General features: G+C 36.6%; 17 protein-coding genes and 1 tRNA gene. 13 read left to right on the plus strand and 5 right to left on the minus strand.

What is annotated here, in order from left to right; genetic code table 11:
* Nucleotides 1-14: 14 nt before the first annotated feature.
* Nucleotides 15-1790, minus strand: coding sequence for a 1-deoxy-D-xylulose-5-phosphate synthase (locus LB449_RS00870; protein WP_224453187.1), 1776 nt, complete (start codon nucleotides 1788-1790; stop codon nucleotides 15-17).
* Between the two features lie 250 nt (nucleotides 1791-2040).
* On the opposite strand from LB449_RS00870, the gene LB449_RS00875 reads away from it, so the two are divergent.
* The 7 genes from LB449_RS00875 to LB449_RS00905 all read left to right on the plus strand — a co-directional run bounded on the left by LB449_RS00875 (nucleotide 2041) and on the right by LB449_RS00905 (nucleotide 9353).
* Nucleotides 2041-2811, plus strand: coding sequence for an energy transducer TonB (locus tag LB449_RS00875; RefSeq protein WP_224453188.1), 771 nt, complete (start codon nucleotides 2041-2043; stop codon nucleotides 2809-2811).
* Between the two features lie 200 nt (nucleotides 2812-3011).
* On the plus strand, nucleotides 3012-3461 hold the full coding sequence (locus tag LB449_RS00880; protein ID WP_224453189.1) for a nucleoside deaminase: 450 nt from the start codon (nucleotides 3012-3014) through the stop codon (nucleotides 3459-3461).
* 396 nt (nucleotides 3462-3857) lie between these two features.
* A complete protein-coding gene (locus LB449_RS00885; protein ID WP_224453190.1) occupies nucleotides 3858-4049 on the plus strand; it encodes a hypothetical protein in 192 nt (63 codons plus the stop codon).
* 48 nt (nucleotides 4050-4097) lie between these two features.
* Nucleotides 4098-4874: a GLPGLI family protein gene (locus tag LB449_RS00890; RefSeq protein WP_224453191.1), complete on the plus strand. Its 777-nt coding sequence runs from the start codon at nucleotides 4098-4100 to the stop codon at nucleotides 4872-4874.
* A gap of 90 nt (nucleotides 4875-4964) precedes the next feature.
* Entirely contained in the window at nucleotides 4965-5753 is a 789-nt protein-coding gene (locus LB449_RS00895) for a GLPGLI family protein (protein WP_147225493.1), read from the plus strand.
* A 128-nt stretch (nucleotides 5754-5881) separates the two neighbouring features.
* Complete coding sequence (locus tag LB449_RS00900) at nucleotides 5882-6667, plus strand: GLPGLI family protein (RefSeq protein WP_224453192.1); 786 nt, start codon at nucleotides 5882-5884, stop codon at nucleotides 6665-6667.
* Between the two features lie 22 nt (nucleotides 6668-6689).
* Entirely contained in the window at nucleotides 6690-9353 is a 2664-nt protein-coding gene (locus LB449_RS00905) for a carboxypeptidase-like regulatory domain-containing protein (RefSeq protein ID WP_224453193.1), read from the plus strand.
* Nucleotides 9354-9664: 311 nt separating this feature from the next.
* Here the strand turns inward: LB449_RS00905 and LB449_RS00910 are convergent.
* The 3 genes from LB449_RS00910 to LB449_RS00920 form a co-directional block, all read right to left on the minus strand.
* Nucleotides 9665-9736: transfer RNA gene (locus LB449_RS00910), tRNA-Arg, on the minus strand.
* Nucleotides 9737-9748: 12 nt separating this feature from the next.
* The gene (locus LB449_RS00915) at nucleotides 9749-9973 is read right to left on the minus strand and encodes a hypothetical protein (protein WP_224453194.1); all 225 of its coding nucleotides are present in this window, start codon (nucleotides 9971-9973) and stop codon (nucleotides 9749-9751) included.
* Between the two features lie 63 nt (nucleotides 9974-10036).
* Nucleotides 10037-11158: an endonuclease/exonuclease/phosphatase family protein gene (locus LB449_RS00920; RefSeq protein ID WP_224453195.1), complete on the minus strand. Its 1122-nt coding sequence runs from the start codon at nucleotides 11156-11158 to the stop codon at nucleotides 10037-10039.
* Between the two features lie 124 nt (nucleotides 11159-11282).
* Between LB449_RS00920 and LB449_RS00925 the strand changes: the two genes are divergently transcribed.
* Together LB449_RS00925 and LB449_RS00930 are read left to right on the plus strand one after the other, a co-directional pair.
* On the plus strand, nucleotides 11283-14156 hold the full coding sequence (locus LB449_RS00925) for a carboxypeptidase-like regulatory domain-containing protein (RefSeq protein ID WP_224453196.1): 2874 nt from the start codon (nucleotides 11283-11285) through the stop codon (nucleotides 14154-14156).
* 12 nt (nucleotides 14157-14168) lie between these two features.
* Complete coding sequence (locus LB449_RS00930) at nucleotides 14169-15587, plus strand: DUF5689 domain-containing protein (protein WP_224453197.1); 1419 nt, start codon at nucleotides 14169-14171, stop codon at nucleotides 15585-15587.
* A 185-nt stretch (nucleotides 15588-15772) separates the two neighbouring features.
* Here the strand turns inward: LB449_RS00930 and LB449_RS00935 are convergent, their stop codons facing one another.
* Nucleotides 15773-20275 (minus strand): AAA family ATPase, encoded by a 4503-nt coding sequence (locus LB449_RS00935; RefSeq protein WP_224453198.1) that lies wholly within the window; start codon nucleotides 20273-20275, stop codon nucleotides 15773-15775.
* Nucleotides 20276-20666: 391 nt separating this feature from the next.
* On the opposite strand from LB449_RS00935, the gene LB449_RS00940 reads away from it, so the two are divergent.
* The 4 genes from LB449_RS00940 (at nucleotide 20667) to LB449_RS00955 (ending at nucleotide 24298) form a co-directional block, all read left to right on the plus strand.
* Nucleotides 20667-22121: a lipopolysaccharide biosynthesis protein gene (locus LB449_RS00940; protein WP_224453199.1), complete on the plus strand. Its 1455-nt coding sequence runs from the start codon at nucleotides 20667-20669 to the stop codon at nucleotides 22119-22121.
* Between the two features lie 3 nt (nucleotides 22122-22124).
* Nucleotides 22125-22559, plus strand: a complete 435-nt coding sequence (gene dut / locus LB449_RS00945; protein ID WP_224453200.1) for a dUTP diphosphatase — start codon at nucleotides 22125-22127, stop codon at nucleotides 22557-22559.
* A 12-nt stretch (nucleotides 22560-22571) separates the two neighbouring features.
* Entirely contained in the window at nucleotides 22572-23216 is a 645-nt protein-coding gene (locus LB449_RS00950) for a hypothetical protein (RefSeq protein WP_224453201.1), read from the plus strand.
* Nucleotides 23217-23284: 68 nt separating this feature from the next.
* Nucleotides 23285-24298 (plus strand): sugar phosphate nucleotidyltransferase, encoded by a 1014-nt coding sequence (locus LB449_RS00955; protein ID WP_224453202.1) that lies wholly within the window; start codon nucleotides 23285-23287, stop codon nucleotides 24296-24298.

Raw genomic sequence — 24298 nt, forward strand, 5'->3', positions numbered from 1 at the left:
ATTCAATTTATAACTCAGGTAAGGATAAAAATGATTTTATCTCTTATTTTTTCTGAAGATATTCCTACAAGCTCATAAAGCTGATCAGTATCTCCATGTTCTATAAACCGATCGGGAATACCCAATTTATGGATTTCTCCTTTATAGTTTTCAAATTGGGCCAGTTCAAGAACCGCATCTCCAAATCCACCTTTTACAGTACCATCCTCTACGGTGATTATGTGTTTGAATTTTTTAAACACAGACTTTAATAAGTCTTCATCCAAAGGTTTTAAAAACCGCATATCGTAATGAGCTACACTGAATTTACTACCGATGGCTTTTATGCTATTTGATACATTGCTTGATATACTTCCTAAGCTTAATACAGCCAGCTCTGAGCCTTCCTGAAGGCATCTGCCTCTACCAACATCTAATCTTTTAAAAGGATGTTTCCAGTCTTTAATCTCACCTCTACCACGCGGATACCGGATGGCCATGGGCTGTTGTAAATCTTGAGTAGCTGTATAAAGCAGCTGTCTTAGTTCTATAGCATCGGCTGGTGCAGCTATGATCAGGTTAGGGATACAACGCAAAAAAGCTAAATCAAAAACTCCATGATGTGTGGCGCCATCATTTCCAACTAGTCCAGCTCTGTCAATACAAAAGATGACAGGAATGTTTTGCAAAGCCACGTCATGAATCACTTGGTCGTAAGCCCGTTGTAAAAATGTAGAATAGATGGCACAAAAGACTTTATGGCCCTGGGTGGCCATTCCTGCAGCGAGGGTTACTGCATGTTGCTCTGCTATACCCACATCAAAAGCACGATCTGGAAATTCTTCCATCATGAACTTTAGGGAACTTCCCGTAGGCATGGCCGGTGTAATACCAACTATAGATTCATCATTTTGAGCCAATTCCAATACAGTTAGTCCAAATACATCCTGAAATTTGGGAGGTAGATCTTGGTTGTTTTTAGGTATAACTTCGCCTGTGGTTTTATCAAATTTACCAGGGGCATGGTATTTTACCTGGTCTTCTTCAGCTTGTTTTAAGCCTTTACCTTTTTTGGTAATGACGTGCAGAAGCTTAGGGCCTTTTATCGCTCTCAGTTTCTCAAATGCTTTTAAAAGTTCTGGCAAGTCATGACCATCGATTGGGCCTTCATAATGAAAATTTAGGGCTTCAATAATATTGTCGTTAGGCGGTTTTTTGCCAATTTTAGCTTTGGTGAGATAACTTTTAAGGGCTCCAACACTTGGATCGATTCCTATGGCATTGTCGTTCAATACCACCAAAAGATTGGCTTTAGTAACTCCAGCATGATTCAGGCCTTCAAACGCCATACCTGAGGCAATGGAAGCATCACCGATGACAGCGATGTGTTGCTTATCAAAATCTCCTTTTAGTTGCGATGAAATGGCCATCCCTAAAGCCGCAGAAATCGAAGTAGAGCTGTGGCCTACGCCAAAAGTGTCATACGGACTTTCATCGCGTTTAGGAAACCCAGAAATGCCATTGAGTTTTCGATTGGTTTCAAAGATGTCGCGACGTCCGGTCAGTATTTTATGTCCATAAGCTTGATGTCCCACGTCCCATACCAAAAGATCGCTAGGCGTATCAAAATAATAATGCAACGCAATAGTCAGCTCTACTACCCCTAAACTGGCTCCCAAATGCCCCTCTTTGGTGGACACTACATCAATAATAAATTCTCTAAGTTCTTTGGCAACCCGTACTAATTGATCAGGATTGAGTTGGCGAAGATCTTTTGGAGAGTTGATATTAGAAAGTAAAGTTCTACTCATGACACAAAGTTACTGATAAGATATTGTATTTATCATAAGTGTATAATTTTTGTAGTCTAAAGTACTTCCGCCAATTCGCTTTTGGTAATTCAAGATTGATTACTCCCTATTAAAAAAAGAATAATTCACAAATTAAAATTTTTATAATTCACGATTTTAATATCTAAGATTATTGTAAGAATACATGATTTCTATCATAAACTTAAAAGTTAGTTTTTCTTAAATTAGTTAGGATTTTAAAAATAAGATTATGAAAATTAAGAAGAACCCTAAATACGACCTCTCCAAGTATAGTCTTATTTTTCTTCAGATTGGACTCATCATATCCCTATCATTTTCACTTTATATGATAGAACGTAAAACTCCTGTAAAAGAAGAAAAGGAGGTTGAATACGTCTATTTTAATTTAATAGAGACGGAATCTGCACCAATTACAGAAATTGCAAATTTACATCCACCACCGCCTCCACCAGCTCCAGCACCTATGCCAACAGCTTTTGAAATTGTGGATGATAATCTTGATATACAAGAGGTAAACATAGGATCCACTGAGACAAATCAAAATGAGAGTATAGATGTCGATGCATACTCAAATACAGGAGAAGGTGATGGTGAAGTCGTGGCAGTTGGAGATGTGGGAGATGTAAAAGAAGAGATAGCAGATATACCCTTTTCAGTGATTGAAACTGCTCCAGTTTATCCAGGGTGTGAGAGTTTAAAATCCAACGAAGAGCGAAAAGAATGTATGAGCCGTAAAGTGAATGAGTTTGTTCATAAAAAAATAGATATGGATGTCGCAAGTGATTTAAAGCTTAGTGGAACACATCGTATATTTATTGCCTTTAAGATAGATGATACAGGGTCTATTGTTGATATTGCTGCACGGGCCCCTCATCCAAAATTAGAGTCTGAAGGCATAAGGGTTGTGAAAATGCTACCAGATATGAAGCCTGGTGAGCAACGTGGCCGACCGGTGGGCGTTTTATTCTCTTTGTCTATTATAGTTAAAATAATAGATTAGATTCCCTTTGCTTTAAACTGACGTCTAAAATTGCTATTGATCAAATTACACAGCAAATAAGGATGAATAAAAGAATCATAATTTGAATTTTTGAAGATTACTTTTTAAAATAAGTGAAATACTCTTTTTATCAAATCTGGAGCTTACCACAAAATGTATAACTTAGCATAAATTCAAACCTCAAATACTATTCTAATTTAATGCTAAACCCCTTCGACGACACTTACTTTATGAAAAAAGCCTTAGAAGAAGCCCGTTTGGCTCTGGAAAAAAATGAAGTTCCCGTAGGAGCGATCATCACTCACAACAACCAAATTATTGCCAGAAGTCATAACCTCACTGAACTTTTAGTAGACGTTACTGCCCATGCAGAAATGCAAGCCATTACAGCAGCAGCAAACTTTATTGGCGGGAAATATCTTCGAGATTGCACCATGTATGTCACTTTAGAACCCTGCCAGATGTGTGCCGGGGCATTGTATTGGAGTCAGTTGTCTAGACTAGTTTTTGCGGCCGACGACGAGGTTCGCGGTTACAGAGCTATGCAAACAAAGCTACATCCCAAAACCAAAGTAGATTTTGGAACGATGAAAGAAGACGCTTCTCAACTGTTGAAAAGGTTTTTTATTCAGAAGCGTAATTTGAATTGAAAACTCATTTTCAAATTTAAAATTATTAAAAAAACTTCATTATTGTTGCGAATTGTTATGGTTCACCCTTAATTGAATTACAGTTTAACCGTACATTTTACTCTATCATTTAAAATTTAACAGTTAAGAATGTGATAACTGATTTTGATTTTTTAATTTGTAATAATAACTATAAATTCATGTCAATGTTCTTTTAATCTACAAAAAAGAAATGCTTTTCTGGAGAAAAGCATTTCACAAATCAAGCATGAAAAATATCCATACTCGCTGACGCTACAAGTATATGTATTTTTCATGAGATCTTTACTTAGGTGTTGACCTATATTAACTAATCTAGCAAGATTTAAAATTGCAACACTTAATTTTTAAAAATTTAAAATCATGAAAATTTTATTAATGTCACTTTTAATGTTACCCTTATTAGCTCTTAACCCTACTTTAAATGAAACTTCTATTGAAGTTGTAAAGCAAAATGGTTGCAGTGCATCTGTTGATTGCAACAATGATGGAGTAGATGATTATTCAATGCCTGTAGACTGCGAGTTTGTAGACGATTTAGAAGATCAGTTTGAAGATTCTTGTAGTTAATATTAATCAATGGCTGGAGATTTATTTTCCAGCCTTAATTTTTAAAACATGAAATTTTTTGTAATCATTATTTATTTAACTAGCCTAAATGTCTTACCCCAAACGGGCATAGTCAATTATGGCGAAGTCCAAAGTATGGAAATGGGTGCACCAATTGGTCCTGATTATAGGGCTATGTTGGTGTTTAACAAAGATAATTCTTTATACGTTACGAGAAAAGACTCTTTGGAAGGTGGTCATATACGAGAACAGAAGTCTTATCGTGCTTCTTCTAATAGAGGCTTTACAATAACTGTAGTGACCAACCCAATAGGCTTTCAATATTATTATAAAACAAAAGAAAACACTTTGTTTTCACGAGATTTAGGTTTTGATTATGTGAAGGATAACACTATAGACATTCCTTGGGACATAACAGAAGAGACAAAAATGATAGGAATTTATAAAGTTCAAAAAGCAACCGCCCACTTTAGAGGGCGAGATTATACTGCTTGGTTTACATCACAAATACCTTTGCCTTACGGGCCATGGAAGTTGGTAGGTTTACCAGGTTTAATTTTGGAAGCTTATGATACTGATAAAGAAATCTATTGGTATTTTAAAAATATAGAATACCCAACAAAGCAAGCATACCTTTTAAAACCTATTGACAACCCAAATGCTTCATGGATAAGTTTCCAAGATTATAAAAAAAATAGAATTGAAAAATCTTTGGACGCAAAAGCTGCTGGTAGAATGATAGCTGAAAATATAGGGTCATCGAAATCAAATTCTAAATTAAAAAAACTAGATGGTTATATTGAGGCCTTTATTGTTGAGGAATGAGAGTAATATAAACTAAAGAGATACTGTTAAAATCAACAATCAATATAACTATATGCTTAGTTTTAATTAAGTTTGGTTAAAATTAATATTATGAAATTCTTAATTCTACTATTAGCTATTTGCTCAACATTATTAACTGATGAAATTTCTGCCCAAACAGGCCTCGTAAATTATGGAGAAGTCCAAAGTATGGAAATGGGTGCACCCATTGGTCCTGATTATAAAGCTATGTTGGTGTTTGATAAAGATAATTCTTTATACGTTACGAGAAAAGACTCTTTGGAAGGAGAAAGTATTTATGAACAAAAATCTTATCGTGCTTCTTCTGGTAGAGGCTTTACTATAACAGTGGCAACTAACCCTGAGGGATTTCAATATTATTATAACCCAAACGACAAAACCTTGTATGCTCGCGATTTAGGGTTTGATTATGTAAAAGACAACACCATAGACATTCCTTGGGACATAGCAGAAGAGACAAAAATGATAGGAATCTATAAAGTACAAAAAGCAACAGCCCACTTTAGAGGACGGGATTATACGGCTTGGTTTACGCCACAAATTCCTTTGCCTTACGGCCCATGGAAGTTAGTAGGCTTACCAGGTTTAATTTTGGAGGCATACGATACTAATAAAGAAATCTATTGGTATTTTAAAAATATAGAATACCCAACGAAGCAATCACATCAGTTAAAATCTATTGACAACCCAAATGCTTCATGGATAAGTTTTAAAGAATACAAAGATTCTTTAATAAAGGATGCTGTTAGTGCAAGAGAAGCTGGCAGAATGATGACTGAAAATATGGGAGTTTCAAAATCAAGATCTAAGACTGAACGGTTAGATAATTATATTGAAGCCTTTGCTATTGATAAGTGAAATTACCTTTAAATACCTTTTACACACACAATTTAAATTAATAGTCATTATTTAAACTAAATCTGTTAAAGTTTAGAATGATAAAACTACGTACTTAGTTTTAATTAAGTTTGGTTAAAATTAATATTATGAAAGTCTTAATTTTACTATTAGCTATTTGCTTAATATTATTAACTGATGAAATTTCTGCCCAAACAGGCATAGTAAACTACGGCGAAGTCCAAAGTATTGATATGGGTGCGCCTATTGGCCCAGATTATAGGGCTATGTTGGTGTTTAACAAAGACAATTCTTTATATGTGACTAGAAAAGATTCTTTGGAAGGTGGACACATTAGAGAGCAAAAATCTTTCCAAGTTAGTCCTGAGGCAAGGCATTCTATTACTGTTGCGACTAATCCCGAAGGTTTTCGATATTATTATACTCCAAAAGAAAAAATCTTGTATTCACGTGATTTAGGGTTTAAATACGTCAAGGATAACACCATAGACATTCCTTGGGACATAGCAGAAGAAACAAAAATGATAGGAGTTTATAAAGTTCAAAAAGCAACCGCCCACTTTAGAGGGCGAGATTATACCGCTTGGTTTACGCCACAAATTCCTTTGCCTTACGGCCCATGGAAACTAGTAGGCTTGCCGGGTTTAATTTTGGAAGCTTATGATACTAATAAAGAAATTTATTGGTATTTTAAAAATATAGAATACCCTACCAAGCACTCTTATTTACTCAAACCTATAAAAAATCCTAAGTCTTCGTGGATTTCTTATGAGGAACATAAAAAATTTCTAATCAAAGCTTTTCTTGATGCTAGAATGGGAGGTAGGATGATAGCAGAAAACATGGGTGTATCTGGCTCGAAATCGAAAGTTCTGAAAACAAATAGTTATATAGAAGTTTATGAAATTGAATAGTAATACAAACTAAACTTAATCCTTGATCACACTAAGCATACTTCTTAAACCTATTCGACTTTTAGTTATATATTTAAGCTTATTGATGCCATTTTTGGCTCAGGCTCAAAAGCTAGATATCAAAGGTCAAGTCTTAGAAGTTGGATCAAATTTACCTCTCGAAGGGTCTAGCATCGTCATAAGTTCTTCTACAAATAAGTTTTTGGGGTACACCTATTCTACAGAAAATGGGAAATATGAGTTATCGATAAAAGCTGATGCAGATTCATTGTATTTAAAGGTGAGTAGTTTTGGTTATGAGTCGCAACACGTTTTAGTAAATACTACAGCAGGGCGAAATATTACTCAAAATTTCAGTTTAACTCCAAAAGTTGAACAGCTTAATACGGTGGTTCTTGAAACTGAAGAAAAAATTAAAGTCAATAGGGATACGGTAGCCTACAGAGTTTCTGCTTTTATCAACGAAACAGAGCAAACTGTTGAAGATGTCTTAAAAAATTTACCAGGTATTGAAATAGACGATGATGGAAATATAAAAGCACAAGGCAAAAGCATTCAAAAAATATTGATAGAAGGAGATGACCTGGCCGACAAAAATTATAAAACCATTTCCAAAAACCTTAGCGCCGATGTACTCAGCAAAGTTGAAGTCATCAATAACTATAGTGAAAACCCAGTGTTGAAGCAATTTCTAGATAGCGAAGCGGTGGTACTCAATTTAAAATTAAAAGATAAAGCCAAATCTATTTGGTTTGGAGCTTTAAAAACAGGAATCGGCAATGATAGTCGCTACGAAGTAGATCTTAATCTGGGGCTTATACGACCCGAGGTGAAACTTCTGGATTTGGGTAATATCAATTCAGTTGGCAAGCCAGCAGGAGAGCAACTCAATAATTACGTCTACCAGCAAATGGGGTTCAATGATTTTGATGAAAACTATAGTTTGGATCAAGATTCATTTTTGAATTTAAATCCAAACTCGATATTGATTGATGACAAATTTTACGTGGAAAATGAGAGTGTATCCAATAATCTCTTGGCCAATAAGACCATTTGGAAAGACAGTAAACTAAGAAATTCCTTGTTTGTGACAGCAGACCAATTTCAAAGTGATTATACCAATCTTACCTCCTATTTTTTACCAAACGAAACCATCAATTTTCAAGAAGACAATGCGTTTCAAACCAAAAACCTCAATCTTAGAAATGACTTTGAAATAAAACATTCCATAGATGAAGATCACTTTATCACCTTTCAAACTGACTTATCGGTTAATAATTCTGATGTGAATCATGAATTGCTTTTCAATTCTAGCGATAACATTGCTCAGGTTTTAGACGAACGTAACCTTAGCTTATCTACCAATGTGCACTTTACCAAAAAGATAACAAACGGAGCGCTCACTTTTTATGGCTTTACAGGAGCCAACCAAGACCAACAAAGTTTTACTATAAATCCAAACACCATTTCACCAGAGGAAGCCTCCAATTCAAGCAAACTCGAAACTGAAATAAAAGACAATACCGTTTATCAAGGTTTGGAAGGCAGTGCTATTTTTAAAGTTAATAAGCTGACGTATGCATTAAAAACGGGAATTTTAAATCAAGAACGCGATTTTAACCACATAACAAGCGATCGTGGAAGTACTACTAATAGTATTGAAATCGATAGTTTATCGGGAACAAATTCAGAAGCAAGATTCAAATCTTTTGTGAGTTTTAAAACTCAGTATGAATTTATTCCAGACAAGCTTATTGCTGAAGGGGATCTCGAACTGTCCAATGTGAATTTAAGAACAACACTAGATTCTAGAAGCTTTCTGTTTTTTAATCCCAATCTCACTTTGAGGTTTAGGAAAACTAAACTGGGTAGTTTTACGATTAGATATAAGAAAATCAATGAATTGCCAACTTTAAGTGATTTGAACAGCAACTTCATCGTGCAAAATTATAGAAATTTGATTTTGGGTCTCAACAGGCTCGAAAGCATTTCCAGAAATCAATATTCTTTTAATTATATCTTTTCCAGACCCAAAAAAAGGATTTTGTTTGAGGCTGGGATCTCCTATTCTGACTATAATCAACAACTGTCGGCAGATAATCTGTTGAGTGAAGGCTTGAACGTATCAAGGCGTTTATTTATTCCTGGGGGAAGTCTGTTGGCGGGAAGATTAGGCTTTACTACTTACTTATCCTTTGTAGATTCAAGCTTCAAAGTCGGTTATACTAAAACCGTTTTTGAAAATCCTTCAATACTAAATAGTGAGCTTTTCAATGTCACCAATGACAGCGACTTGTATTATTTTAGAGGGACAACCTATTGGGATGGGATTTTAAATTTTAAGTTCTCTGGAAGTATAAATTCAAATTCTGGAGAAATTGGCGAGTCAACCAATACGAATACGATTTATAATGGAAAACTTGAAACTGTATTAAGACTTTACGATCGGGTGTTTGGAAATTTCAGAAATGAAGTATTTGAAGTCAATTCTGAAACTTACCAAACGAGTAGTTTTAATTTGGAGTACCGGCCAAAAGATAAATCTTACGTTTTTGGGGTAGATGCTCAGAACATTTTTGATACTAGGTCTTATACTTTTAGTTCCATCACAAATTTTCAAAGAGGCGACTTGGTCTATCGTGCGGTTCCACAGTATTTTATGGCGTATTTGAAATTTAGATTTTAAGAATTTACAGCATAATCCCATCCTAAAGTAAAGCTATATTTTAATAAAGAAACCTGCTCATCAAAGTTTGAAACTTCAAACTATCTGATTCAAGGTAAAGCCGTGCAATCAATAAGTCTATATTTAACTTGAATTTTTCAACTTCGAGAATACTCGATTTATAATGAATTTGACTTTTAGGAATCACATTTTCTGTTGTATCAGTTTTATAAAAGCGTATTGTGAAGACAACTTGGAGAATAACCGATTTCCTGATTTTGAATTGACTAATGAAATGGTCTGCTATATTAAAAGTTTCGATTCAAGTATAGTAGCTCCGCTAAGAATCGAACTTAGATCTAAAGTTTAGGAAACTTTTGTTCTATCCATTGAACTACGGAGCCTTCTTAATTCTATCACTCATCCTTGTCTTTAGGACGGTCTTCGTACCAGTTTTGAAATGTTTTTTCAGTTTGGTAATCGTCAGTCAAAACTTTGTAAACCGCAAAGACCAAAATGGCTTGCCCTAAAACTGTGAGGTAAAAGACCCATGAAAAAGACAAATCAAGAGCCGCGAATATAGTAACTAGTAATAAAATTAAAGTGGTTAGAATCAATAAAGGTATACCTGAATTTTTCATTTTTTATTTAAAAGTAATAGATTGATTCTGTACTTATGTGAAAATTTTATCAAAAAAGCTTACTTACTCATCGGTAGCGACATCAACTCCAGATCCTTCCTTTTTCTTTATTAGATACAAGTAAACAGGGAAGTGGTCACTATAGCCGCCCGTAAATCCACCATCTGCAAAGGATCTGTAAGGATAACCTTTGTAGCGTCCTTTTGGATTTTGAAGATAATACGGGTTAAAAATATTGGCCTTATAAAGCGTGTAGCTGTTGTAATCTTCTCTATTGATAAGGGGCTTGGTCACTAAAATCATATCAAATAAATCCCAGGTGTCTCTCCAGGCGATAGTTCCAACTCCTTTTTTATGGAGTTTTTCGAAAGGATTGTAAATACCAGAGATACCAACATCCTCAGCGTGTTCTTTGGCTTCAAGGACTTCTTTGATACTTTTATTATATGGTCCATCGTTGAAATCGCCCATGATCATGATTTTAGCATAAGGCTCTTGCATCTGTATCGAGTCTTTTATCTTCTTAGCAAGCTTTGCTGCATTTACCCTTCCAGGTCTGCTTTTTTTCTCTCCACCACTTCTTGATGGCCAGTGGTTCACAATAAAATGCATGTCTTCACCGTCCAATTTACCTTTGACGTAGAGCTGATCTCTTGTGTATTTTCTTTTATTTCTGTCACTGTCATCAAATAAAACAAGTTCATGAGCTTTTGAATGAGTTGGGCGAAACACATTTTTTTGATAAAGTAAAGCCACGTCAATACTCCTTGCATCTGGTGAATTGTAATGAATGATACCATAATTAAAAGGCGATAATTGCTTGTCATTCACAAGATCTTGAAGAACATTGAAGTTTTCGATTTCACATACTCCAATAACGGCTGGTGGCACTCCCGTAACTTCAGAGCCTATATCTGCAATGACTTTAGCCATGTTAGTAACTTTTTTCTTGTAAATGGCCTCACGCTCACCTTCAGCTATTTCCATGATAGGTGAAGATTCATCAAATTTATTTGGATCGTCTTCAGTGTCAAACAAATTTTCCAGGTTATAAAAAGCAATAGTATTCACCAGGAATTCATCAGTCTCTTTGGAAATGGTCGTACTCTTTTCAACCGATCCACAGCTGATCAATATAAATAGAAAGGCTATCAGATAAACCTGAATTTTGAAGGATGAACTCATTTTAATATTAATTTTATGTAAAGTCACATATTTTCTTAACTACAAAAATACTACTTATCTAGATTTAAAATATATTTGTATTGTATTAACATTTTATGTTAACTTTAATATAATACAAAGTGATATGATAAGTTGTCAACGATTTGTTATTATATTTTTGCTAATACTTAGTTTTTTTGAAGTTCAAGCTCAACAAACTGACGTCATTGGTTTGGTATTGGACATAGATACCGAAGAGCCATTGCCGGGTATTCTAATTACTATTGAAAATTCCGGAATTGAAGTTGCAACAGACGCTCGGGGAAAATTTTCATTTGCTAGTCAAAACTTACCACTAGGCGAACAAATTTTAGGTGTCAATAGAACGAATTATGAATCTAAGCGTTATCCAATAATCATCGAAGAGGGAAAAGTCCTTGATCTGGGTAATGTTTTCCTGGAAATAGACTTAAGCGAAGAAAACAGACAAATAGGAACAATTTCTTTATCTGAAGATGAACTCGATGGAGACGACGCTTCATCTTTCAATATATCTGGACTTTTAGCTTCCTCTCAAGATACCTACTTACGAGCAGCCGCTTTCGACTTTAGTGCTGCATTTTTTAATCCGAGAGGTCTTGATAATGCTAATGGAAAAGTATTGATCAACGGTATAGAAATGAACAAACAATTTTCTGGTAGACCCAATTGGGCCAACTGGGGAGGCTTGAATGACGTGCAAAGAAATCGTGTGTTTACGATGAGTAGTACAGCCAACGATTACACCATTGGTGATGTTGCTGGAGTTTCAAATATTATTATGAGGGCGTCCAAAATGCGGAAAGGCGGTCGCGTTTCTTATGCAAGTTCCAATAGAAGTTATGAAGGTAGAGTTATGGGGAGTTATAATTCTGGTTTGCTTGATGGGGGCTGGTCATACTCTTTATTGCTTTCGAGACGATTTGGTGAGGAAGGTTTTAGAGAGGGAACGTTGTATGATGCCAATTCGATTTCGCTGTCTGTTGAAAAAAGAATCAGCGATAAGCACAGCCTGAACTTTACCGGTTTTTATGCGCCAAACCGAAGAGGTATGGGGACAGCAGTAACTCAGGAAACAGTGGATCTAAAAGGAATAGAATACAACCCAAACTGGGGCCTTTTGAATGGGGTACAAAGAAATTCTAGAATTCGTGAAACAGAGGAACCGGTCTTTATGTTGAATCACTACTGGGACATTAGCGACAAACTTTCTATCAATACCAATGTTGGATATCAGTTTGGTTTCTTCTCTACAACTAGACTTGATAACGGAGGAACCCGACTTTTTACAGACCCGAATACTGGTGATCAGGCTTTTCTTGGTGGTGCAAGAAACCCTTCACCAATTTATTATCAGAATTTACCAAGTTACTATTTGAGAGAGCCCAATCCAACCCCATTAAATTATCAAAGTGCATTTTTAGCTCAAAGAGAGTTTCAAAACGATGGTCAATTCCAATGGGAGGATCTTTATTTTGCTAATAACTTGAATCAAAATAGAGGTGGTAATTCTACTTATGCATTGCAATCTGACAGAGTAGAAGATAAAATGTTCATGGCAAATACGATTCTGGATTATAAACTAGAAGATAATATCACTATAAATGGTAGGCTTAACTACAGGAAGTTAGAAAGTGAGAATTTTGCCCAAATGGAAGATCTTCTAGGCGGAGAACGTTATCTGGACGTTGATTTCTTTGCTGAAGAAACTGCTTTGCTTACTGGTTTAGGTTCAGAATTGGCTCAGGCAGATTTAAGAAATCCAAATCGAACTGTACAAGAGGGAGATCGGTACAAGTATAATTATAAAGTGGATGCCGAAGTTTATGACGCCTTTTTACAGTCTCAATTTCAATTTAGAAGTATAGACTTCTACACAGGCCTTAGTTTTGGCAAAACAAAGTATCAGCGCACTGGTTATTATGAAAATGGATTTTTCCCTGGCGACAGGTCTTTTGGGCCTGGAGAGAAACTGGACTTCACAACTTATGCGTTTAAAACAGGTGTGACTTATAGATTATCCGGCCGTAATGTTTTTACACTGAACGGGGCTTATTTTCAGAACGCCCCAACCATACAAAACTCTTATAGCAACGCCAGACAAAATGGAGATGTTGTTGACGGCATTACAGAAGTGAAAATCCAATCTGCGGACATAAGTTACATTTATAAATCTCCGATTTTAAGTGGACGATTAACAGGCTTTTATACTGGCTTTCAAGATGAAACTAATGTAGGATTTTACTACTCTGAAGAGCTTACAGGCTTGCCTTCTGCAAACAATCAAAATAATGCTTTTGTACAAGAGGTAATGACTGGTATAGACAGATTGCATTACGGAGTAGAATTTGGTGTGGAAGCTCAGGTTTTGTCAACATTAAAGTTGAAGGCTGCAGGCTCTTTTGGCCATTACATCTATAATAGCAATCCAGATCTTTATTTAACAAGTCAAAATTTTCCGAATATGAAGCTGAGGTTTGGAGATGGAAAAACAGAGATGGAAAATGTAAGAGTACCCGGAGGTCCGGAACGCGTTTTTCAACTTGGATTTGAATACAGAGACCCAGAATATTGGAATGTAGGGCTTACTTCAAACTTCTTTTCACACTCTTACATAAGCCCAAGTGGTTTATTAAGGTCAGATAATTTTGCTTTGGATACCGATGGAATTGTCTATAACGACTATGATGAATCGATTGCGAGAGATATTTTGAAGCAAGAACGGTTTGATGATTATATGCTTATCAATGTAATTGGTGGTAAATCTTGGAGAGTTGGTGATTACTACGTTGGATTTTTTGGAGTGGTCAATAACCTGCTTGACAAGGAATACAAAACTGGAGGATTTGAACAGTCCAGAACCAGTAACTATAGAACTAGAGGTGAAGATCTTAACCGAGAAAATGGTCCATTATTTGGAAACCGCTATTTCTTTGGCTTTGGAACGACCTATTATATAAGTGCTTATGTCAGGTTTTAAAACTAAAAAACTATGAAAATTTTAAATCAAAACTTACTCTTTATCTTTCTATTTGGTTTATTATCAATGACTTCATGTGTAGAGGATGATGATTTTGACACACCTCAGTTTGAACAAACGCCCCCAGAAATTGATGGTACGATTATCAGCCTATCAGCGTTGGAAGGTATATTAGCTCAAAATGATAATGGTCCATTTACTTTTGAAGGTACTAACAATGTCGTAGAAGCTTATGTCATTTCAAATGATGAATCTGGTAATTTTTTCAGAGAACTCATCGTTCAGGATCAACCTGAAAACCCAACTTATGGTGTGGCTGTTCAGATTGATGTAAATCCATTGTTTACTAAATATGATTTTGGCAGAAAAATTTATATAAAATTAGACGGACTATCAGTTGGTCAAAGAGAAGGTAATGAAGCTAGACTAGGTATTGTCGATGGTATCAACATTACTGGTATTCCCGAATCTTTTGTTGAAGAACACCTTATTAGAGATACATTAATTGCCGATGTCATCCCTGTACAAAAACAATTATCAGACTTAAGTTTTTCAGACGTCAATACATATATAGAGTTGACTGATGTTCAGTTTTCAAACAGTTATTTTTCAAATAATACTTCGGCAACTTATGCTTCGGAAGCCAACGATGAATTTGATGGAGAGCGCGTTTTGGAAAGTTGTGTAAGTCCGCGTGAGTTGATTTTTAGCACGAGTACCTTCGCCGATTTCAAAGGCTTATTACTTCCCTCTGGTTCAGGATCCCTTAAGGGTGTTCTGACTAGAGACTTTTTTGGTGAATTTTTTACTTTTTATATCAATTCCCCAGAAGATGTAGATATGACTGGCGAGCGCTGCGATCCTTTGGTTTTTTCTTGTGGGAATGCTGCTTCTCCTGCCACTTCTGAATTTATAAACGTCGATTTTGAAGATCAAAACATCAATTCTCCGGTAAGTATTCCTGGCTGGGCAAATTATATTGAATCTGGTTCTGAAGCCTGGGAAGCCTTTGTTGATAACGGAGCGAATCAATCTTTAGGCATTTCAGCCAGAATAAGACCGAACAATTCTGGAGATGCTAGCACGATTTCGTGGTTAATCAGTCCAGAAATTCCTGTTGAAACAAGTTCTAAAGTGACTTTGGAATTTAAAACTTCCAATAGCTTTTCAAATCTCAGTATACTGCAAGTGCTGTATTCAACCGATTGGGACGGAACAGAACTAGGCATCACTTCAGCGAACTGGGGAATAATTACAGATGCTTTTATTGTTCCAGATGATCAGTTTTTTGGAGATTGGGTAAACTCAGGTCTTGTGGATATGTCTTGTTTTGAAGGCAACGGTCACATCGCATTTAAGTATACCGGAAGTGGAGATGAAAATGAAGACGGCACTTATGAGCTGGATGATATTTTTATAAATGTAGAGTAACTAGATCATTTTCAAAAGGCTTTATTCTGAATTTACATTCGTTAACTTGATGCCTCATAAACAAATTGCTTAAAGCCCATAACGTCAACTTCATTCACGTTGCAAAAGGAGAAGTGAAACTTAAACCAAATAGATTAATTGAACACTTTTACCAATTGTCAAATTCACATTTTGGAAGCCTTATTTTACTTCAAAACCAGTCCCACTCCTATTTTCTCTAACAGATAAGGATTGTGTTCGATCACTAAAATGTCATTATCCACACTGAGTTTTTCCAAGATGGTAAAGAGTAAATCAATATCTGCATAGTGCAGCCCCGTACTGGGTTCATCTAAAATAAAGAGTTCATTTTTGGGAGCATCTTGCAACCAATTTAAAAGTAATAAGCGCTGTTTTTCACCTGAAGAAAGTGATTGTACAGTTTGATTCAAACTCAAATGCGCCAAGCCGATTTTTTCCAAACTTTTTAGAAATTCAAGAGTCTTGTCGGGTACTTTAAAATCAGTCAACCAATCTTGAAATTCTGTAATAGTCATCGCCAAAACATCAGCAATATGTTTAGACTTCACATTATAATTTAGAATCTCTTTTCGGTAACGTCTACCCCGGCAAACTTCACAGGTTTCAATCGAGTTGGCGGTAATGTCCAGGCTGGTTTCTAGAAATCCTTTTCCTTTGCAATTCGGACATTGGCTTTTTTTGGTTTTGTAAGAAAAGGCCTTAGCTTTTAATTCAGTTTTACTGGCAAATATCTTGCTGATCTCTTTCAAAAAGTCCAAGTAAGATACTAGTAATGTGCTGGCATAAGTCCTGAGTTTTTTGGGTTCAAAATAATGCGCACCCACATAAGCTTTAGGGAAGTCAATTTTTGAACAATTCACTGGCTGACCAGTTTTGATACTCGGGATCAAAATTTCTTTTACCAAAGTGGTTTTCCCAACGCCAGATTTTCCAGTGATACCAGTAATTCCACCAATAGGCAGTTTCAAATTGTCTTTTACTAAAGTATGCTTGGCAAGCTTTTGAATGTGTATATCTGTTTTTCCAGGTTCGAGTTGCACTTTTTTGCTTGCAGCCTTCAAAAAAGGATGGCAATTCGGTTGACCCAACAAGCCTTTTGCATCACCCTGATAAGTAATATAACCTCCCAATTTCCCAGCTTTAGGACCAATCTGAACAATATGATCAGCTGCTTGAATGATGGATTTATCATGCTCGATCACAATTACCGTATTTCCTTTTTTAATTAGTTCTTTCAGAATCTGGATGAGGTCGGGAATGTTTTCCTGTGACAATCCCGCAGAAGGTTCATCCAATAAATAAGTCACCCCTTTCAACGGACTGTTCAGTTGTTTGATCAAAGCGATACGCTGATTTTCACCTCCCGAAAGTGTGGGTGATTTTCGACTGAGTTCCAGGTGGTCAATGTGCAGCTCTTTCGCTCTGGTAATGGTATTGATGATATGTGTTTCAATTTTAGAAAGTAATTTCCCATCAATACTAATTGTCTTAGCGTTTTTAGTTAACCACTTTTCTAAGCTTTCAAAATTCATCGATTTGATGCCATGAATCGACTTGCCAGCCAGTTTAAACTTTAAACGCTCAGGCTTCAATCCGCTTCCATCGCAATGACTGCATTGGTTATAGGAAAATAAAGCGGTCAACTGACTTATATTTTTGTTTTTACGTGTTTTGTAATATTCCTCATTCAAATAGCTAAAAAGTCCATCCCAGGTCATCCTTAAAGCCTGCGTACCCTCTCGTGTTTTGGTTTGGTAAACCCAATTGGCTTCCCAAATTTGGTCTCCAGTACCATAAAACAAAACTTCTTTTTGCTTTTCAGTCAAATCCTTAAACGGTGTGTTGAGAGTGAAATCGTAGGCATTACCTACGTTTTTTAAAATCGCCATATGCTGTCCGGCAGGATCGCCATAATAGCCGATAGCCTTATTGTGAGCAAATAATCCACCAGCAATGCTTTTATCTTTATCCAGCACAAGTTGGTTTAGGTCTGGAAGCAATTCCTGCCCAACTCCTTGACAAACGGAGCATTTTCCTAATTCGTGGTTATTAGAAAAATGGCTTGCCGATAATTCTTCGCCTTCGTATTGTGCTTTTCGGGAAAAAGCAAACCTCAGGATTTTGTCAATTCCCGTTTGCTTGGCAATATCCGAACGTTGAGAATAGTTTTTTTGCTTTCTTGTGATGCAAATACTTGGAGTGAGTCCTTCAATGCGACCGACTTCAAATTGAAAATTTACACCGACTCTGGATTGTTGATACGCCGAAAACTGTTTGGTCATTTCTTGCAGCCCATACCCATGCAAGGTATCGATCACTAAAGAAGATTTACCAGAGCCTGAAAGGCCAGTCACCACAGAAAGCTGATGCTTAGGTAAGTTAAGGTCCAAATCTTTAAGAGAATGCGTTCGTGCTCCACGTATGGAAATTGAATCTCGCTGCTGAGATTCTTCTGTTTTCAATTCAATTGGTTTGATCTTCAAAGCATTGTCAACCCAAACATCACACTTCTTTTGAAAAAGCTGATGGTTTTCAAAACAAAGGATGCCCGCCGTTTGATGTTTTAGCTGATTGAGCGCTTCAAGTAATTGAGCCACATTCTGATGGTGTAAGCCAATGCTAGGCTCTTCCAGGGCCAAAAGGGTCTGTTTTGATTTCTTGGCAAAATGCTTGGTAAGTTTTATTCTTTGAGCTTCTCCTCCGGATAAGGTATTCGAAGGTTGGCCTAGTTTGATGTAATCTAAGCCCAACTGAATCATCAACGACAGAATATCGGTGATCTTTTTTTCTCCTGAAAAGAAGTCAAAAGCCTTTTCAATACTAAGATTGTAGATTTCTGAAATATTCTTTTCATTCCAATTCACATCTAGCACTTCTGGCTTAAAACGCTTTCCATTACAAGTAGGGCAAACCTGATTAATGTTTCCCATCATACTCATGGAAAGGGTGATGACACCAGCCCCTTCACAAGTGGCACATCGCCCTTTTTTATTATTGAATGAAAAGGCACTTTTACTAAGATTTAAAGATTTAGCCTCTGTGGTTTTACCCAATAAATCCCGAATTTTATCGGCTAATCCCGTGTAGGTCGCTGGATTACTGCGTGGTGTTTTACCGATAGGCTGGTCGGTGACTGTGAGTAGATTGAAATCCTGATGTTCACAAAAGTCAGAAATGCGTTTTATTATCTCTGGCGTTTTCCGACTGATGACCGTCAATGTATTGGTTTGGGGTTGAAAATCACCAACCGTTACTTTTTTAGATGTTTCTTTTGAAGTGTCTGTTTTGGAGATTTTATTTGACTGTAAAGCAGCTAGAGTAGGACTGCTGAGGTTTTTTGATTTCAAGAATTTTGCTCTTGAATCATTAAAAACGACTGCTCCGCCATTAACTCCTGCTTTAGGTCCCAATTCGATGATCCAGTCGGCAGCTTGTATGAAATCGAGATCGTGTTCCACCACCATCACTGTATTTCCACGTAGGATCAACCGATTCAAGATACGTAGTAAGTAGTTCTGATAATCAGCCGAAAGGCCAATGGAAGGTTCATCAAAAACATATAAAATACCCTGCAACTTGGCGTTCACTTGATTGATGAGCTTGATGCGTTGTCCATCCCCAGAGGAAATGTCCATGCTTGGTGTGCTGAGTTGATAGTCGCCCATGCCCAAACGGATCAAGTCCAGCAACTGAGTACACATTTTATCCACCAATTGTTGTTCACCAGATGAAAGTCCCAGCTGATTCAATTGACGGTATAAATCATCTAAAGATAAATCCATCCAAGCTTGAAAGTTCTGTCCTTTCCATTGGTATTTCAAATGCTCCGCTTTGATGCGACCGCCTTCACAATTAGGGCAAACTCTGGAACTTGCAAATTTTAAAATATTTGGGTTTCGGTCAATTCTCAGGATGTTCTGCATAATCGGCAACATGCCTTTGTAATAGCCTTCTTCCCTAGGTTTGGCTTTTATGCCTTGCCAGCGTAGGCGAGATTCCAACCCATGTTTTCCATAATAAACCTTCAGACGGTCACTTCCATTCAACACCACGTCCTGTTGTTCTTCTGAAAGTTCTTTCCAGGGAATATCCACATGAAAACCGTGTGCTTTGCAGACTTTATTTAATTCTTCCACGGTGATTTGTGAATAAACGATGTAACCGTTGGGCAAAGTGGTTGTGATGGCGCCTTCTCTCAAGGTTTTATTTTCATCGCCGATCACTTTATCTAAATCGATGTATTCTTCTTCTCCAATACCACGGCAAACCTCACAAGCGCCTTTCGGATGATTGAAGGAAAAGAGCGATTTGCTCATAGTCTCTTCTGCTGAATAGCGGGCAAATAGTAATCTGAAAATTGAAGTCAACTCAGAAAGCGTTCCAAAAGTAGTGTTGATGGACTGGAAGCGTTTGGATTGTTCCACTTTAATTACAGGAGGTAGGTCTTGAATATCATCTACTTCAGCGGTTGGAATCGCTTGCCCGTTTTGCTGGTTGTAGGCTGGCAAACTTTCCAGGAAATAGCGGTAGCCTTCATTGGCAATAACATTCATCGCCAGAGAAGATTTTCCAGATCCAGACAAGCCGGTGACCACGATCAGCTGATTTTTGGGAATCTCTAAATCTATATTCTTAAGGTTATTTTGGTAGGCGTTTTTTATCTTCATTCAGTAAGATACTTTCTGTTTTGAATCCTAATAAAAAAATAACTGTCAAATAAAATTGACTTACAAGACCTCACAGGTCTTTGAGACCTGTGAGGTCTAAACACTTAATTAATTGGTTTATCAGTGTTTACTTTCTAAGTTTTTATTTTTTTGTACCACAGTTTTAGAATTTGAAATCGTAAGATAAGAAGATTGATAAAGCTCAACTAAGTAAAGATATACGTTGGTTTAAACTTAACTTTTCGATACGACTCAATGAAAACAACAGTATCAGCAGATGTTTTTTCACTAATTTTCCCAAAAGCCTTTGATTTTAGCATAGCTTAAGAGATTGAATCTTATCCGCTTTTAACTCCATATTTTACTACATTTGAAGAATCAAAACTAACGGGTGAGTATCTACAAAAAGCTTTTTCAGAACACCTTCATTTATGGAGTGGCTACGGTGATCCCCAGGATGCTTTCGGTGATTTTGGTACCGCTTTACACCGGAGTTTTAGAGAATACTTCCTTCGGAGATTACTCGATTATCTTCTCCTATTTCGTGATTTTCAATGTCATTTTGGCTTACGGAATGGAGACTGCTTTTTTCAGGTTTTATAACAAAGAAAAAGATAAATCCCAAGTCGTTTTTACATCGACCTGGTCCATTATAGCAACCACTTTAGTGTTTATTATTCTAGCTTACTTATCAATTTCAGAAATTCAAAGTTTTACAAGAATAAGCACACAAAATCTAGAGTTGATCATTTGGATCCTAGCATTAGATGCTTTAGCCATCATCCCATTTGCCTGGCTCCGAGCCAACAGCAAACCCGTGAAATTTGCCTTTATTAAAACTTTGAATGTTGCCATCAATCTGGGTTTAAACGTATTTTTCCTCTTGTATTTGAAAGATCTGGCACAATCAAGTGACCTTTTTAGCTTTATTTATATTCCCAACTTTGAAGTCAGTTATATCTTTATTTCTCTGATTTTAGCTAGTGCAATTACCCTTATCTTCCTAATTCCATTTTATTCTAAAATTCAATTTCGATTCGATTGGGATCTATGGAAATCCATGATGAGGTACGCACTGCCGGTTTTGGTCGCTGGAGTTGCTTTTTCTATTAATGAAGTCATAGACCGTTTGTTTTTGGAACGCATGCTACCAGAAAACATAGCTAAAGAACAAATCGGAATTTACTCAGCGTGTTACAAATTGGGCATGTTCATGACTTTATTTGCAACGGCGTTTCGCATGGGAATTGAGCCGTTCTTTTTTAGCCATGCGTCTAGCAAAAACCCAAAAACTGCTTATGCCATGATTACTAAATACTTTGTCATTATTGGCACTGTTATTTTATTGGTCGTGATCGTATTTGCAGATCTTTTTAAAGTGCTTTTTATTCAGAATGAAAGCTACTGGGAGGCGATGAAAATTGTGCCGATTATCTTACTTGCTAATTTGTTTTTAGGGATTTACCACAACCTCTCCGTATGGTACAAAGTCACCGATAAGACTCAGTATGGTGCTTATATTTCTTCAATTGGTGCCCTATTCACTATAGGAATTAATCTTTGGCTCATTCCAATTATCGGTTATGTAGGCTCAGCTATTGCTACACTTACGGCTTACGGAAGTATGATGTTGATTTCCTTTTTCCTTGGACAAAAGCACTACGCGATTCCCTATAAATATGGTAAAATGCTAATTTACTTATCTGTATCCGTTCTATTTTCTCTAATTTCGTTTTACTATTTTAGAGAAAATTACGTTGTAGGAGCATCACTTATTTTAATTTTCTGTTTCAGTGTATTTATTTCTGAAAAGAAAGAGATTTTCAGGCTTATAAAAAGTAACTAATTCATGAAAGTAAACATAATCAACCGTTCAGCATTTGAACTTCCAACATACGAAACTAAGCTTTCTGCGGGCGTAGATTTAAAAGCCAATATAGACGTTGCTATCCATCTGGAAAGCATGGAGCGCTGTCTAGTCAAAACAGGATTATTTCTGGAATTGCCGGCTGGAGTAGAAGCCCAGGTAAGACCAAGAAGTGGTCTGGCACTCAAAAAAGGAATTACCGTTCTCAATTCTCCAGGCACTATCGATGCAGATTACAGAGGCGAAGTAGGAGTCATTCTCATCAATCTTTCTAAAGACAAATTCAGCATCAATCCAGGTGACCGCATCGCGCAATTGGTGTTTGCCAAGCACGAGCAAGCCGACTTCCAGAAAGTTGAAGTCCTTTCTGAAACTGATAGAGGTGAAGGCGGATTTGGCAGTACGGGAAACAACTAATAGAGAATCCAAATGACCTTCAGTAAAGAATTTAAAGAAGCTTTGAGCTGCCTTCCAGATAAGGAGAAAGATAAGCTGCTTTTTCGTTTGCTGAAAAAAGATAAAATCTTGGCTAAACGCCTCGATTTTGAACTTGTGAGTTCTTCCACAGTTGAAGATCAGCGTGCTAAAATGGAGCAAAAAGTTGAAGAAAAGGTGAAGCTTTTTAGCGAAAGATTTTACTCCTTAGGCTATCTGAACATGGACATTCGATATTTAAGTGGAGAAATTACTGAACATGTGAAGGTGACCAAAGATAAGTTCGGCGAAGCCAGTTTGAATTTGTTGCTTATGAAAGAAGTACTAAAACATAACAACCAAAATATTATCAATACCGGCTCTCCTCGTCAATTTTCAAAACTTGGTGTTGCCCTTATTGCTCGAGTTTACAGGATTCTGATCCTCATTGACAAACTGGACCAGGATTATTTTATAGAGTTCGAAAACCATCTAAAAGAATTAGGTTGGCTTATCGGAGATAATCCCCGGCTGATGAAAATGTGCATTTCCACTGGTTTAGATGTGAATTGGCTGATATTAGGAAATATACCAGAAGACATTTCAGAACATTACAAGCATGTGAGATCAGAAGGTTATCTCAGTGCAAGAAATTATTGAATTAATTTAATGAAGCCTATAAAAGGCATTATATAAAATACATCATTGATTACTAAATTTTAATATATATGAAGATTATAGTTCCCATGGCCGGAAGAGGCTCAAGGCTTAGACCACATACACTTACCATTCCCAAACCACTTATTCCAATTGCGGGCAAACCTATCGTTCAACGTCTTGTGGAAAGCATTGCTGAGGTCTTGGAAGAAAAAATCGACGAAATCGCTTTTATCATTTCTGAAGATTTTGGTGCCGAAATTGAAGCAAAGCTGAAAGACATCGCGAAAGGACTTGATGCTAAATCGTCAATTTATTATCAGGATAAACCTTTGGGCACGGGTCATGCTATTATGTGCGCTAAAGAATCTTTGCAAGGTCCTGCGGTGATTGCTTATGCCGATACTTTGTTTAAAGCTGACTTTAAACTGGATAAAGATGCCGATGCCGTGATGTGGGTAAAAAAAGTTGATAATCCTGAAGCTTTTGGAGTGGTCAATTTGAATGATAAGGGACATATCACCGAACTGGTAGAAAAGCCTAAAGATTTTGTGTCGGATTTGGCGGTGATTGGAATTTACTACTTCAAAGATGTTTCTGTGTTGAAAACTCAGCTGGAAAAAGTCATAGAAGAAAATATCATGCACGGCGGCGAATACCAAATCAATGATGGGATTAAAAAAATGCGAGCTAATGGAGCTGTCTTCAAGCCTGGACAGGTGGACGAATGGATGGATTGCGGTAACAAGCACGTTACGGTTGAGACCAATTCAAGGATGCTTAAATTCATCCAGCAGGAAGGAAAAGAACAGTTGATTTCTTCTTCAGTAAAAATTGAAGATTCTGAAATTATTGAACCTTGTTTTATAGGAGAGAATGTCTTTTTGAAAAATACTAAAATCGGCCCCAACGTCTCTATTGGAGATGGCACAGTTGTGGATAATTGTACTATCAAAAACTCCTTGATACAAGAACACGCTGAAATTACCAATGCCAAGCTGGACAAAGCCATGATTGGAAATTTTGCTAGATTTGATGGTAACTTCACCTCGGTAAGCATCGGTGATTATTCCATTTTAGAATAA

This window comes from Psychroflexus lacisalsi (genome assembly GCF_020164495.1).
GTDB classification, from domain to species: domain Bacteria; phylum Bacteroidota; class Bacteroidia; order Flavobacteriales; family Flavobacteriaceae; genus Psychroflexus; species Psychroflexus lacisalsi.

Bases quoted from the DNA above. Each gene is read 5' to 3' on its own strand.
- LB449_RS00870 (WP_224453187.1), bottom strand. From the start codon at position 1,790: ATGAGTAGAACTTTACTTTCTAATATCAACTCTCCAAAAGATCTTCGC.
- LB449_RS00875 (WP_224453188.1), top strand. From the start codon at position 2,041: ATGAAAATTAAGAAGAACCCTAAATACGACCTCTCCAAGTATAGTCTT.
- LB449_RS00880 (WP_224453189.1), top strand. From the start codon at position 3,012: ATGCTAAACCCCTTCGACGACACTTACTTTATGAAAAAAGCCTTAGAA.
- LB449_RS00885 (WP_224453190.1), top strand. From the start codon at position 3,858: ATGTCACTTTTAATGTTACCCTTATTAGCTCTTAACCCTACTTTAAAT.
- LB449_RS00890 (WP_224453191.1), top strand. From the start codon at position 4,098: ATGAAATTTTTTGTAATCATTATTTATTTAACTAGCCTAAATGTCTTA.
- LB449_RS00895 (WP_147225493.1), top strand. From the start codon at position 4,965: ATGAAATTCTTAATTCTACTATTAGCTATTTGCTCAACATTATTAACT.
- LB449_RS00900 (WP_224453192.1), top strand. From the start codon at position 5,882: ATGAAAGTCTTAATTTTACTATTAGCTATTTGCTTAATATTATTAACT.
- LB449_RS00915 (WP_224453194.1), bottom strand. From the start codon at position 9,973: ATGAAAAATTCAGGTATACCTTTATTGATTCTAACCACTTTAATTTTA.
- LB449_RS00920 (WP_224453195.1), bottom strand. From the start codon at position 11,158: ATGAGTTCATCCTTCAAAATTCAGGTTTATCTGATAGCCTTTCTATTT.
- LB449_RS00925 (WP_224453196.1), top strand. From the start codon at position 11,283: ATGATAAGTTGTCAACGATTTGTTATTATATTTTTGCTAATACTTAGT.
- LB449_RS00930 (WP_224453197.1), top strand. From the start codon at position 14,169: ATGAAAATTTTAAATCAAAACTTACTCTTTATCTTTCTATTTGGTTTA.
- LB449_RS00935 (WP_224453198.1), bottom strand. From the start codon at position 20,275: ATGAAGATAAAAAACGCCTACCAAAATAACCTTAAGAATATAGATTTA.
- dut (WP_224453200.1), top strand. From the start codon at position 22,125: ATGAAAGTAAACATAATCAACCGTTCAGCATTTGAACTTCCAACATAC.
- LB449_RS00950 (WP_224453201.1), top strand. From the start codon at position 22,572: ATGACCTTCAGTAAAGAATTTAAAGAAGCTTTGAGCTGCCTTCCAGAT.
- LB449_RS00955 (WP_224453202.1), top strand. From the start codon at position 23,285: ATGAAGATTATAGTTCCCATGGCCGGAAGAGGCTCAAGGCTTAGACCA.